Here is a 14112-nt window from a genome sequence, read left to right on the forward strand (position 1 = left end):
AGGGATTCATAGAATCGTGACAAGTTCAAGGGGCACACATGCATTTCGTTGATCTGAAAGTCGCACTGCTTGGAATGCTACTCGCGGTGGTCGGTTGCTCGTTTCTGTCGTTCGCAAAAGCAGAGGATCCTGTTCTGGCCTCGATGCGCAAAGCCGGTGAGGTCAAGGTAGCGCTGGCTTCGAATCCCCCTTACCAGTTTGTGTCGCCGACCGGAGAGGCGAAGGGTGCTGGGATTGATCTGCAGAGCATGGTGCTCAAACGCATGGACCTACCACCGCTTACTCCATCGTTCACGCAATGGGATGCCATGATCCCCGGGCTGCAAGCCCATCAGTTCGATTTTGTTGGCGCTGGCCTAAGCATCACGGAATCCCGCTGCAAAGCAGTTCTGTTTTCGACTCCCTTTTACGCAGCTCAGACCGGGCTGTATCTCCCGCCTGGAAATCCGAAGCACCTAAGGAGTGTTGCGGAGGTCGCGTATCGGCCCGAGATCAAGCTGTCCGCGATTGCAACGTCAGCCCAGTTGACCTACGCGCAGAAGCAGGGGGTTAAACCGGAGCAAATCATGATCGTCCCTGATATTCAGGCCGGCGCAGCGTCGGTCATCGCGAGCCGGGCCGACGCGTTTATAGTTGGCGAATTCAGTATCCCCAATCCACGGCAGAAAGGTCTCGAGCTGGTCGTCGATCACCAATCGCCAGTGGATGGATCGGGCGCGGCCTTCCGCAAGGAAGACGTCCATTTCCGCGATGCCTTTAACAAGGAGCTCAGCGCGCTAATCAGAAGCGGCACCATCCAGAAGCTTTACGAAAAGTACGGGATCGGGGACGGTGATAGAGAAGCCGAGCTACTCGCCAAGTTCACTAAGGCGAGTGATATCGTGCCGGACTGTGAATGAGGAGCAAGTGCAGTGAAGGCGGTGTTGGAGTACTGGCCTGTCCTCGCGCAGGGCTTTTGGGTCACCGTGTGCGTAGGGATATGCATCATTTTTGGCGCGGCACTCGGCGCAATCGTTTTGGGCGCGCTAGGGCGCTCCGAGATGCGAGCGGTCCGCGTGGTATCAAGGCTCTTCATCGAATTCATTCGCGCGCCCTCGGCTGTGGTTCTCCTGTTCTGGGTGTTCTACGCGCTGCCGCTGCTGTCGGGAATGCCTCATTTGAGCCCCCTCACGGCGGCGATCACCGTGCTGGCGCTCGATGGAGCTGCGTACGGTGCCGAAATCGTCAGTGCTAGCATTGACGCCGTGCATCGCGGGCAAACGGACGCGTGCCATGCGCTCGGGCTGAGCAAACTTCAGGGCTTCAGCAAGGTAGTTCTGCCACAGGCACTCTCGCAGATCGTGCCCGCTTTCGGAAGCCAGGCGAGAGGCATGGTCAAGTGGACGACGATTGTGAGTTTCATCGGCGTCCAGGACGTGCTCTATGTTGGGAATTACATTCGCAGCCAAACCTACGAGACTGTCGCTGTTTATTGCCTGCTCGCGGTTCTTTACTGGATTCTAACCGTTCTTTGCGGCGCCGCTTTTCGTGCACTCGAGCAGGTCCTCCCGCTGAACCGTGTGTCGCGAGTCGCGCGCGTGACGGTGCAGATCGGGCCCAAGTCGAAAGGGCTCGCGAGGAGGGCGTGATGACGTGGGATTGGAACTTTGTCCTCATGATCCTGCCGCATCTCATGACGGGCGTTTGGTACACTATCGTGATAACGCTCGTGGGCTCCGCCATTGCGTTTACAGGCGGGCTATCTATTGCGATCTTGGAGAGCGTGAGTACCAGGTTCGGGCGGTCTTTCGTGCGGTTCTGGCTCGAACTCGTCCGGGGCGTGCCGACTCTTGTTCTGCTGTATTTTGCCTTCTATATCCTACCCGAACTGGGAATTGTCCTTCCGGCGCTACCCATCGGCATCGGCGTATTAGGAATTGTCTACGCTGCGTATTGCTCGGAGGTTTACCGAGGCGGCCTGCTAACGATCCCGTCCGAACTGCGCGACGCATGCGTGGCTCTCAATCTGACCCCGTATGTTACATGGCGGAGCGTCCTTGTTCCATTAATGATCAAAAGGTCTATCCCCGCGCTTATCAACTACGGACTCGGTATGTTCCGCGAGACGGCAGTGCTCTTTGCGATTGGAGTGCCGGTACTGATGAGCGAGGCTAGGATGGTTGGCTACGAGTACTTCCGTTACCTTGAGCCCATTACTTTAGCGGGGCTGATCTATATGGTCCTGAATTTGCCGTTCCTCCATCTCCTTTCCCGCTTCAAGGAAAAGCATGTCGAGAGGCATTGAACTTACCCACCCAGGACCCTTCCTGCGCTCCGGTTCCATAGCCTCAAACGCAATGGAGGCAAATGCATGCGCGCCCAAATCGCAACAGGCCGTTTGGGCGATCGAATTCGAAAAGGTATCGAAATCCTTCGGCGCTCACTGCGTGCTGGTTGATCTCGACTTGCAGGTGCGACCTGGTGAAAAGGTCTCGCTGATCGGCCCGAGTGGTTCCGGAAAGACGACTGTGCTGCGTCTAGCGATGGGTCTCGAGAAGCAGAGCCGCGGCTATATCCGGGTTTTCGGCGAAAGCATCCAGTTCGATGCGACCGGCAAGCCGCTCTCGCGCGCGCAAGAGGCACGAACACGCCGCCGGTGCGGCATGGTGTTCCAGCAATTCAATCTGTTTCCGCATCTGACGGTACTGCAGAACCTGGTTCTTGCGCCAACAACCGTATTGAGGCAGTCCAGGGAGCAAGCTGAGAAGAGCGCGCTCGAACATCTTCGGATGGTGGGGCTGGAAAGCAAAGTGCGTGCGTATCCCGCCCAGCTTTCTGGAGGTCAGCAGCAGCGCATCGCGATCGCGCGAGCGCTGATCTTGAAGCCTGAGATACTCCTGCTTGACGAAATCACCTCAGCTCTCGACCCTGAGCTCGCCGGAGAAGTTCTCGACGTGGTACGAGGTATCGCAGATGAGATGAAGGTGACGCTCTTGATCGTCACACACGAGATGCGTTTCGCACGCGACATCTCGGACTGCATCGCGGTGTTCGACGCCGGCCGCATTATCGAGCAGGGTCCGCCCGACAAGATCTTCACCAATCCCAAGTCCGAGCGCACACGCGCATTGCTCCACTCCCTTCTGAGTCACTAGGCTGACCAAATTCACGCTAATCCTTTCTAACCTCATCCGAGCTCGTGCAAAAGGCAGGGCCGGCGTGTGTTCTGGTCATTCCGAGGGCCGCGGACACCTCAGAACGGCTCGTCGAAGACATGGGGGACCCTGCCGACGCTGCGTCAAAGCCCGAGGCCGGATTAACCCATGCGCGGGTCTTCCCTTGAACACACGAGCTGCGTCTTTCAGTCTCCTGGATTGACGCGATCGCTATGCCCTTCAGCGTTCATCTGAACGCCGCCGGGCTCAGCTGCTGCTGCTGTAAGCCACGAGTACTGGTCACCAATCGCTTCCATGACACGTCGATCCGCCTGGCTTGACAGCCATTTCTCATCAGCCCGGGGAATGTGGCTTGCCGAGGACGAGTGCCACCGGATTGCAGCTATTCTGGCACAAGGCGTGCCAGTCGGGTTTGCGATGTTGCCTCCTGGACGCCATGCTCTGGACCTTTGCAATAGTGCGCGTGGCGCAATAGGCCGACTATGTTTTTCGTCGATGGAGATCAACTGACTATGTCCCTGTCGCTACTTGCGGTAGCCCTTTAGAACACGTTGTGATTGTAGCTTGGCACCGCGGTGTTCGCAGTCAGGTCGTCGATCTGTGCCGCAAGTATGGCGTCAGCGACGCCAGCATCTACAAATGGAAGGCCAAGTTCGGCGGGATGGATGTCTCCGAGGCCAAGCGGCTGAGGACGCTGGAGGACGAGAACACGAAGCTGAAGCGGCTCCTGGCCGACGCCATGCAGGACAACGCGGCGCTGAAAGACCTCCTGGGAAAGAAGTGGTGACGCCCGCCGGGAAACGGAAAGCTGTCGTCCATCTGCGAGAGGCATTCGGGATGAGCGAACGGCGGGAGTGTAAAGCCATCGGCTGCTGCCGCATGATGATGAGATACCGGACGACCCGGGCTGACGATGCCAGCATTCGCCAGCGCATGAAGGCGATTGCCCATGAACGCCGCCGCTTCGGCTATCGGCGGCTGCATGTTCTGCTCAAGCGGGAGGGCTATCTGATCAACCACAAGAGACTCTTCCGGCTCTATCGGGAAGAGAAGCTGACGGTACGCCGCCGTGGCGGCCGCAAGCGAGCGATCGGGACCAGGGCGCCGATGCTGGTTCCGATAACGCCGAACGACAGGTGGTCGCTCGACTTTGTGTCGGATCAGCTGACCTGCGGCCGCCGCTTCCGCATCCTGACCGTCATCGATGATTGTACCCGCGAGTGCCTGGCCCTGGTGGCCGACACCTCGCTCTCCGGCATTCGCGTGGCGCGGAACTGGACCGGCTGACGATCGAGCGCGGCAAGCCGAAGATGGTGGTCAGCGACAACGGCAGCGAACTCACCAGCAACGCGATTCTGACATGGGCGGATCACAGCGGCGTCGAATGGCACTACATCGCGCCGGGCAAACCTATGCAGAACGCCTTCATCGAGAGCTTCAATGGGCGCTTGAGGGACGAACTCCTGAACAGACGTTGTTCACGTCTCTGGCCTAGGTTCGCATGGCTCTCGGATGCTGGCGGGCCGATTACAACGACACACGCCCACACTCGCAGCTCGGATGGAAAACCCCGTCCGAGTTCTTATCACCCGCGCCGGGATCTGGCGCTGCGCTATGAGGGCTCCGCGCCAGCTCCCGTCGCTACCACCGCCCAAATGGGCAAATCCAACGACCGGGGCGAACTCAGGAATGGATAAAACTTGGGGGCAAGGTCAGCAAAGCCCATCATACTTTACGTGGCGACCTTTAGGTTCACGTGACTAGTAGCTGCGGAATGCATCGGGCAGGGGTAGCATCGAAACAGGCATCCTGATCGGCTACTTGAGCATATCCACCTCAGAGGCGACAGAGTGAGAGACGGACTCACGCCTAGCGGGTCGCTTCGGATCTGATTCGTCTAGCTTGCTTTCGGCTTACGCTGCTGATTCCCGGTTCGCACACGCCGGCTGTCTTCGCGCCAGTGTCCTCCTCCGCAACTTCCCGATAGACCTGCTATTCGAACTCACTCGGCGTCATGTCGGTCCCGCTCCAACTACCAACTTGAGGAGGAGATTGCAGGACGCAGGTCAGTTAGAAGCCTCCTCAATGCTGGTACGGGCCTCTCTGAGGCACGCAGGGAAGGCACCTATGCTAAGGGATAACTCCTCCGCCAACGGCAGGACCTTATCAGTGTTGATAGATCGGATCTTGCTGGCTCTGTCCGCCGCGACCACGGCGATCCTTATCGCTTGCCTACTATACTACAGCAGTTACGGTCTCAATCTGTCCGACGAAGGATTCTACCTCAACTTCATCGCGAATCCTTTACCCTACGCAATCAATATTCCGCCGACTCTTTTCGGCTTTGTTTATCATTGGCCATATCAGTGGGTCGATGGCGACATCGCGGTGCTTCGCATGGCGAACGTCACACTCACGATCGGGCTGGGCTGGATTCTTAGCTTCCTTGTGATCCGGCGCCTCTGGACAGTAGGCTTGCCGCATGCCGCGGTGCTATCTGCAGGGATCGCCAGTCTAGCATTATGCCATGTGTGGCTGCTTAAGCCCAGCTACTATGCACTGGCCTTTCAATCGCTCTTGATGGTGATGATAGGCCTGCTGCTAGCCGATCGCCCAGGTCGCATGCGTCAGGTCTTGGGGGCAATCCAGGTCGGCGTTGGCGGCTGGTGCTGCTTCATGGCAAGGCCGACGACCGCTTCGGCCATTGCTTTCGTAGTCATACTCTATGTCGTCGCTTTCCGTCGAAAGGCGATGCTGCCCTTGCTCGGCGCGGCGCTGGTCGCCCTCGCTCTATTGACGGTTACCGCCTACTTGATCGAAGATGGCGTTATCGGGATGGTGACCCGTATGGTCAACAGCGCAAAGATGGAAATCCTGTTGGGCGCCGGGCACGACCTGTCTCTCATGTTTCGGATCGACTGGTTCGTCACCACTCGCTCGCAACTCGCTATCGCTGTGGCAATGGCGACAGCCCTTCTGCTCAGCATTGTCATGGGGGCTGCGCACAAGTTGCTCCCATCACTGGGCCTTGCTGCGGTATTGATCCTAACAATAGCGATTGCGCTGCTGGGCCCCCACGGGATCAGCGTGGAGCCTTCGACCGTGTTTCTGGTGTCAGCCTTCGCGTGCCTCGGCGTAATGTTCTATCGCGAGGGGGTGGTTCTGCGCACTCAAACGTGCCCCAGCATCGCTCTAGGGATAACATTTTTGATCCTGCCGCACCTGTTCGCACACGGCTCCAGTTTCAATCACTGGCTCATTGGTTCCATGGACGCCTTGTTCTGGATGCTCGCGCTCGTTGCTTTCCTGAGCCCTCTTGCGCAACAGGAACGCAGCGTAGCCATCCTCCTACCTCTAACTGTGTTCACCCAATTGCTCACTGCAACGGTCATCAATGGTGGCCTCCTCAAGCCGTTCCGACAGGAGAAAGATCAGCGAGCTTATATGGCTGTCATGTCCATGCCGGGTGGTAAAAAATTGGTGCTCTCGCAGTCCTTACACGACTATCTGGCCACGGCCAAAGCCCAGGCTCGTGTGGCGGGCCTTGAAGTCGGTACCCCGGTGGTCGATCTCACGGGCATGTCGCCGGGCCTGCTGTATGTCCTCGAGGTCCGGGCGCTCGGTCTACCATGGCTGATTGGAGGATATCGCGGCAGTAGCGCTGTTGCGGTGGAAGTGCTCGGACTTGAGAACTGCGCCGATCTGGCCAAAGCGTGGCTACTGATCGAGCCGGAGGGGCCGTATCACCTTGACCAAGCCAGTGTCATGGCGTCCTTTGGAGCCGGGCAAGCGGAATACGTCGCCACCGCTGCGTTCGCCCCCCCAGTGTTTGAGGACGATTATCCGAAGGCTGCCAGACAATTTCTGCTCAAGCCCGTACGCCCCGCCGCGCTGGCTGAGCAATCCTGCCGAGAAGCCAGACGAGCACGGCCGCATAGGTAATTATGGAGGTCAATAGTGAAAGCTGTAATCCTCGCCGGTGGCCTTGGGAAACGCACCTTCGGCCTAAGCCCACGATCGATATCGGCGAAATGCCGCTTCTGTGGCACATCCTCAAAGGTTATTTTCACCATGGCATCAACGACTTCATCATCTGCTGCGGCTACCAGGGTATCTGTTGAAGGAATATATAGCTAACTACTCCCTGCACATGCTGGTCTGGTACAAAGATCCCGAGTGGCAAGCCTTGAGTTTGACAGACGTACTGATCGGGCAACGACTACGTGGCACTTGCCGAGCAGTATAGCCGATCCAACACGCATCGCGCGAGCAAGGGGGAGCCGTTGGCAACGCCGAGAGCTTCGGAGGACCTGTTATGTGCGATCTGTTTTCAATAGCTTGGTAGTCTGTGACTCTATACTTGTGCTACCGCGCAAGCGAGAACGCTCCGAACCATCGCATCTATGGGGAGAGCGGCGATCGGGCGGGCGTGGTCGAATTTGCGTCAAGGGCGACGTGGTGTGTTCAGAATTGGTGAATCGGTGATCGACAGGGTCGTTCCGTTAAGTGATTTGGAGAGCCTATGCATACGAGCGTCTCATTTGCGCGGTTCACTGAGAGAAGATCGTGAGTGTCAAGATATCGAATCGGCGGATGATTTCGGAGTGCGTCGGACCTGGCTACTTTGTTTGAGATGTTGTCAGAAGTGCTGGTGTGACGCCAACGTCGTGGCGGTCCGGGAAAGGACGACCTGTCAAACTCCAGCGCCTCGCAGGTCCTGCGTCCACTCGCGGTGGACTACATCGACCAACTTGCGCGGCTGATTCCGACCTTGCTGCGGATCTCTGCAACAGGACGCCATCCTACTTTGCTTCAGGATGAACGTTTTCTGGCCATCCGAGAACTCCGAGGCCTTTGTGTTTCCTTCGCTCCTACCAGCCGAAGGGGAGCTAGCACCTATAGAATTACCGCGTCTCTTCCAGCTGGGTCTTGCTCCACGCTTGCGCGATGGGAACGCAGAACGGAGTCGTATCGAGAACAAACGGAGTCGAAGCGCGAAGGGCTGAGATACTGCGAGAGCAACGTCGGCTCAAGTGCAGACTGCCCTCGGCTTTTTTCCACATACGACCCTCCCGAGGGAATTCGGCTGCGACAATCTCTAGCCGCAAATGGTTCAGTTTGTCGGGGTCGCAGAAAAACCCTTGACTGGACTGGTGCTTCACGGGGGCAAGGCCCGCCTTTATCGCTGGATGCCGCGGTGGGTACCTCGCGCAAACGAACCCATTTCGCTGGCTGTGACAATTGGCGTCCATCTTTTGGATCACCGAATGCTTCCCGCAGACGAGCGCTCTAAATTTGCCCACGAGCGGTGCGGCACCCGAGCAGTCGTCAGTGACCGCGCGAACTCGCTCATTCTGCATCGCTCTTAGATCGTGTTTGGATGTGGCAGGTTGGTTTATCGTTGACCGCCGACCCAGCCTACATAGGTGAATGTCGCTCGGCATTGTTTGATGCCCGACCAAGGTCCGACATGTGACACAGCCGGCAGGACCGATTGCCTTCTATCTAAACGAGTTTAGCTTTGGCGCGCATATTGCTTCATGTCCTCCACAAACGCATCGTGGACCAGCAATAGGCTCGCGGGAAGAATATCGAAATGTTAGCACAACGCTTTATGATGGGGCCCACATCTGGCCAATACACGCAATCGTCTTCATTATCAGCGACTAGCGCAACCAACCAACCCATCGCCGGCATGGGCGCGCTGCTTCTTGTGATTGCGGTAATGATGCCATGACGGCCCGTCGTAGCTTCGGCCTGATCAATCCGGCCGTTCCGAAAGTGCTCGACCCCGGAGCCTCGATTGCGCTGCTGAAGACTGGTACGGCGGAAGCCGGTTCGCTGCTCGGATATGGCAATGGCCGCAGCTACGGTGACAGCTGCCTCAACGGGCAGGGGGCGGTAGTCGACATGCGGCCGATGAACCGTATCCTTGCCTTCGATCCTGTGGCCGGGATGATCGAGGCCGAAGCGGGCGTGTTGCTATCGGAAATCATCGCCTACATCGCGCCGCACGGCTTCTTTCCGGCGGTCGTCCCTGGAACGCAGTTCGTTACGCTGGGAGGCGCAATCGCCAACGATATCCACGGCAAGAACCATCATCGTCGCGGCACCTTCGGCTGTCATGTTGAGGCGCTGACGCTGCTCACTTCGGACGGACGAATCCATCGCCTGAAGCGATGTTCGAAGTGCCGGCTCTTTGTGGCGACCATTGGCGGTATGGGGCTGACCGGCCTGATCCTCTCGGCTACCGTGCGCCTGATGCGCGTGCCGTCTCTTGACATTGAGGAGGAGATCACGCCTTTCCGCGGGTTTGATGAATATTTCGATGTCGCAGAGGCGGCCGATGACGCCAACGAGTATGCTGTTGCCTGGACCGACCAGCTGGCCATCGGCCGGCGAGAAGGGCGCGGGTTGTTGATCACCGGCAACCATGCCGAATTCGGCGCGCGCAAGGCAAGCGACGCGCGAAGGTGGCTCGGTGTGCCGTTCGGAATGCCGGTGTGCTTGCTGAACCGCCCTTTCCTGAAACTGTTCAACAGTGCCTATTGGTGTACGAAGAGCAAGGCGCTCGGCAAGCACAAGACCGCTTATCAAGGCTTCTTCTTCCCGCTCGACGGCGTAGCCGATTGGAACCGGCTTTACGGACCGAAAGGGCTCTACCAACACCAGAGCGTCTTTCCGAACGGCGAGGCGCGCAAGACCGTTCCAGCTCTGCTCGCCGCGGCGCGAGAGGCCGGCCACGCCTCGTTTCTCACTGTGCTCAAGCGTTTCGGCGGCGTCGCCTCTCCCGGGCTCATCTCATTCCCAAGGTCGGGGTACACGCTGACGCTGGATTTTCCCAACCGCGGAGCCGACACGCTCGCGCTGTTGGAACGGCTCGACCGGATCACGGTCGAATTTGGCGGCGCGGTAAACCCCTACAAGGACGCACGGATGGCACCGGAGGTCTTCGCCGCCTCGTTTCCGACCTGGCGCGACCTCGAGATGCATCGCGATCCCGCCTTCTTGTCTGATTTCTGGAGGCGCACGGCGATACGGCTGTCGACGGAGGCAGGCAGCGGACTCGCGGCTGAGTGAACGAATTCGGGCGGGCACGCAATCCGTGAATTCGCTGAAATTGAATCGCTCCGTCGGTTGTTCGGGGTCGAAGAAGGTACGGCGATGAGTGAGACATGAAATATATCGGCTTCGTGCTCTTTACCGTCCTGACGAACGCCGCCGCGCAGCTGATGCTGAAGCACGGCGTGATGCAGCTCGCACCGCTCTCCTTCGTCGGCGTCAACCCGATTTTGAAGATGCTGCAGATTGTATCCAACCCTTGGATCTTCATTGGTCTATTCACCATCGTCATCTCCATGGCCTCGCACCTCTATGTGCTATCGAAGGTGGAGGTGTCATTTGCCTATCCATTCCTCAGCTTGGCCTATGTAGCGGTGGCGGCGTTCGCCTATTTCATGTTCCGGGAGGAACTCAACGCGTTCCGCATCGCTGGCATCGGTTTCATCTGCATCGGTACCGTGCTGATCGCCCAGAGCGGCGTCGGCCATGCCGAGACCACGGTGACGGCGCCGACACCTGAAACGGTCAAGACAGACGAGCTCGCACCATGAGACACATCATCTTCGGCGGGGATGGCTTCGTCGGTCGCCACTTGGCTTCGAAACTGCTGGCTGACGGTGAGGAAGTCGTCGTCGCCGACATAAACAAGAGGGACCTGCCGCATTACGGCAAGGTGCGTTTCGTGCACTGCGACGTGACCGACCGTGACTCGGTCTCGGCGATTGGTATGAAATCCGACGACATGGTCTACAATTTGTCGGCCAAGATGCTGTCGCCAATCCAGGTGCGCGCCAAGCGGCATGAGTTCTTCTGGCCAGTGAACTATAACGGTACTCAGCACATTATATCAGCGATGGCGAAGGTGGATGCGGCCCGGCTGGTCCATTTCACGACTGACATGGTCTACGGTCATACCGTCGTCTATCCGATGACCGAGGATCATCCGGTCGCGCCCCTCGGCGAATATGGCCTGTCGAAATTGAAGACTGAGGAACTGGCAGAAGAATGGCGCACACGCGGGATGCGCATCTCGCTGTTCCGGCCGCGCCTGATCATCGGTCCTGGCCGGCTCGGCATCTTGGAGAAGCTGTTCAAGCTGATTGACCGGAACCTTCCGGTGCCGATGATCGGCTCGGGCAAGAATCCCTACCAATTCATCTCCGTCTTCGACTGCGCGGAAGCCGCGCGGCTCGCTTGGAAAGCGAACGTACCGAATGAGGTCTATAATCTCGGGTCGCTTAACCCGCCACCGGTTCGCAAGCTGCTTCGCGACCTGATTAAGCACGCAGGCTCGAAGTCATTCCTGTTGCCGACGCCCGCGCGGGCAGTGAAGCGCGTGCTCGACCTGCTCGATCTCGTCAATATGCCTCTGATGGAGCCCGAGCAGTATCTAATCGCCGATGAGATCTGTGTACTCGACGTAACCAAGGGTAAACGGGACCTGGGCTGGGTGCCACAATACCGCGACGAGGACATGCTGATCGCTGCCTACAGCGAATACCGCCGAGAGAAACGGCGAGGCCGTCGGCGCGCCCAAACACGTTCCGGCCGAATAAAGGTTTCCCGATGACCAAGTCTCCGACGAACGATGAGTGCCCAGTGGTCGAGGAGAGCGAGGTGGCGCTCGCCTCGATCGAGCGGCCGGACCTGCTGACGGTGGCGGACGCAAAGGCTCTGTCCGTCGCGAGGATGACAGACCTCTTCAAGACCCAAATCAATCCTGGTCAGCTGCAATTCATGAAGCTGCTCGGCGTCCACAAGGTGAAGATCGATCGCGCCGAGGGCATGTATTACTACGGCCATGACGGTCGGAGAATACTCGATTTCTTCGGCGGGTTCGGCTCTTTGGCGCTCGGCCACAACCATCCGCGCATCTTTGCCGCGCGGAACAAATTCCAAGACGAGAGGCGGCACGAGATTGCTATCGCCTATATGTCGCAGTATGCGGCGGTGCTTGCGCACAATCTCGCTGCTTGCTCGCCGACGACCTCGGCATGGTGTTCTTCGGCTCCTCGGGTTCTGAGGCCATGGAAGCTGCGCTGAAGCTCGCGGAGCGCGCATTGGACCGGCCCGGCCGAAGATTGTCTATGCCGAGAACTCCTTCCACGGGAAGACCAAAGGAACGCTCGCTGTTACAGACGGCAAGCTCTATCGCGCCGAGTTCCGGCTTAGCGACAACACGGTTCGCGTGCCGTTCGGTGATATCGGCGCCGTGGCGAGCGCCTTTCAGTCCGACCCAGAGATCGGCGTGATCGTACTAGAGACCATTCAAGGAGGTGGCGGCATCATCCAGGCATCCGCGGAATACTGGCAGAAACTGCGTAGACTCTGCGACCAGCATGGTGTGATTGCGGGCGAGGTTCAGTGCGGTTTCGGTTCGTGCTTGCCGCTTCTATGCCTTCGAGAACTACGGCGTGGTGCCGGACATCACGGCGCTTGCGAAGTCGCTTGGCGGCGGCAAGAGCGCCATTGCCGCGATGATCGCCAGGCGCGATATCTACATGAGGGCTTATGGCGCGCGAAGACTGCTATGATCCACGTGCCGGCAACCTTTGGAGGCATCGGCGAAGCATGCGTTACCGCAATCGAGGCGATCAACGTCCTTTATGACGAGAACTTGATCGAGAAGTCCGCCCGGACCGGCGCCTACCTGCTCGACCGGCTGCGCTCGTTGCAAACGAAGTACCCGAAGATCATCTGGGAGGTCCGTAGCATTGGCCTGATGATCGGCATCGAGTTCCAGAACTTCAGCCAGACTTTGCCGGCGGTGCTGCGGCCGGTGATCGGCATGCTCGACGATAAACTGAAAGGCTCGCTCTCGGGCTTCGTAGGGCGCTGCTACTGTGCGACTACGATTTGCTGGTGGCCTTCACCGAATACAATCGCAATGTCATCCGTCTCGAGCCACCGCTGATCTGCACGTGCGACCACGTCGATGCCTTCATAGATGCACTCGACAGTCTTCTCGAACGCGGAATTATCTCCATCGTAATGGATTTCGTGAAGAGCCAGGTCAGCTGAGAATGGAAAAGGGCGGCGTGGCGGAGCAGCCGGAATAGACGCCGAGAGAACCGTGCCGTTACATGAGGATTGATTACAGTACGCCACGACCGCTGCGCCTCGACGCCTCGGCCGTCTTCGTATCACCTTGCGGCGATCGCGTTGCTCAACGGGATCAAAGCGCATGACCAGGTAACCAACACCGCAAAGGTGATGAGCGTCGTCCAGAGCGCGTTCCCGAAGCGCGACTGAGACATAACGGTTTAGTCGTACTGATCATCATCGTAGCATTAGATGCTCAGGGTATTATTCGCCGGTGACTCCGAAGTCCGTCAGACGAAGTGATTGTTTGTCCGTCATCTGACGAGGGTACAATCGCTGTCCGGTTCAGCACATCGGCAGCGGGTCGTGAACCAAAAGCTCTCCAGCTAATCAGAAGCTTAACCGCATGCCTGATCTCTGGCATGGCGGTTGCTACGACACGAGCAGAAAGTAAGAGGTCGAGCACGCGCAGATGCAAGAAAGGCGTGATGCTCTGCTTCCATTAAAACTGACGCGCTCCGTCATTTGAGAGGGAAGCAAGCTCGCGCATGAAATTATTCAGGGATTAGGAATAGCTTTGGAAAGGAGGATGGTGCTGCATATGGGCCCCCTTGCTCCCCGATCAAAGTGGATAGGGGACTGCAGGCGCGCTTCACGTGCTTTCGCCCGGAGCGCCTGGCTCGGCGAATTGTGGGCAAGCTGGTGACGCGCCCCTGCACGGCGCTGCCCCATCTGGTCCAAGACGGTGGACTTCAGCTTATCGGAGGTGCCGCCGCCGTAAACACTTGAGGGGCGGACCATGCCCGGACCAAGCTTGACGCGCGGTTTGCTGAATTGCGCCGATCTAACGAAC

8 protein-coding genes and 2 pseudogenes are annotated in these 14112 nt (G+C 58.3%); all 10 read left to right on the top strand.

Annotated elements, in window-relative coordinates; all coding sequences use genetic code 11:
• Positions 1-38 precede the first annotated feature (38 nt).
• The 10 genes and pseudogenes from ehuB to GGD65_RS40830 all read left to right on the top strand — a co-directional run bounded on the left by ehuB (position 39) and on the right by GGD65_RS40830 (position 13238).
• The gene (gene ehuB / locus GGD65_RS30725) at positions 39-899 is read left to right on the top strand and encodes an ectoine/hydroxyectoine ABC transporter substrate-binding protein EhuB (protein ID WP_183237688.1); all 861 of its coding nucleotides are present in this window, start codon (positions 39-41) and stop codon (positions 897-899) included.
• A 12-nt stretch (positions 900-911) separates the two neighbouring features.
• Complete coding sequence (locus tag GGD65_RS30730; protein WP_183237689.1) at positions 912-1628, top strand: amino acid ABC transporter permease; 717 nt, start codon at positions 912-914, stop codon at positions 1626-1628.
• Entirely contained in the window at positions 1628-2284 is a 657-nt protein-coding gene (locus GGD65_RS30735; RefSeq protein ID WP_183237690.1) for an amino acid ABC transporter permease, read from the top strand. The genes GGD65_RS30730 and GGD65_RS30735 overlap by 1 nt, the downstream gene beginning before the upstream one ends.
• Before the next feature lie 52 nt (positions 2285-2336).
• Positions 2337-3134, top strand: a complete 798-nt coding sequence (locus GGD65_RS30740) for an amino acid ABC transporter ATP-binding protein (RefSeq protein ID WP_183237764.1) — start codon at positions 2337-2339, stop codon at positions 3132-3134.
• A 574-nt stretch (positions 3135-3708) separates the two neighbouring features.
• A pseudogene (locus GGD65_RS40825) lies at positions 3709-4852 on the top strand (IS3 family transposase).
• Positions 4853-5342: 490 nt separating this feature from the next.
• Entirely contained in the window at positions 5343-7097 is a 1755-nt protein-coding gene (locus GGD65_RS30750) for a hypothetical protein (RefSeq protein WP_183237691.1), read from the top strand.
• Between the two features lie 1791 nt (positions 7098-8888).
• The gene (locus tag GGD65_RS30755) at positions 8889-10235 is read left to right on the top strand and encodes an FAD-binding oxidoreductase (protein ID WP_183237692.1); all 1347 of its coding nucleotides are present in this window, start codon (positions 8889-8891) and stop codon (positions 10233-10235) included.
• 95 nt (positions 10236-10330) lie between these two features.
• Positions 10331-10768 carry an EamA family transporter gene (locus GGD65_RS30760; RefSeq protein WP_183237693.1) on the top strand — a complete coding sequence of 146 codons (438 nt, stop codon included), beginning with the start codon at positions 10331-10333 and terminating at the stop codon, positions 10766-10768.
• The gene (locus tag GGD65_RS30765; protein WP_183237694.1) at positions 10765-11787 is read left to right on the top strand and encodes an NAD(P)-dependent oxidoreductase; all 1023 of its coding nucleotides are present in this window, start codon (positions 10765-10767) and stop codon (positions 11785-11787) included. Before GGD65_RS30760 ends, GGD65_RS30765 begins: the two co-directional genes overlap by 4 nt.
• Positions 11784-13238, top strand: a pseudogene (locus GGD65_RS40830) (aspartate aminotransferase family protein). Before GGD65_RS30765 ends, GGD65_RS40830 begins: the two are co-directional and overlap by 4 nt.
• Positions 13239-14112: the final 874 nt, after the last annotated feature.

The organism is Bradyrhizobium sp. CIR18 (assembly GCF_014198295.1).
In the GTDB taxonomy this organism is placed as follows: Bacteria; Pseudomonadota; Alphaproteobacteria; order Rhizobiales; family Xanthobacteraceae; genus Bradyrhizobium.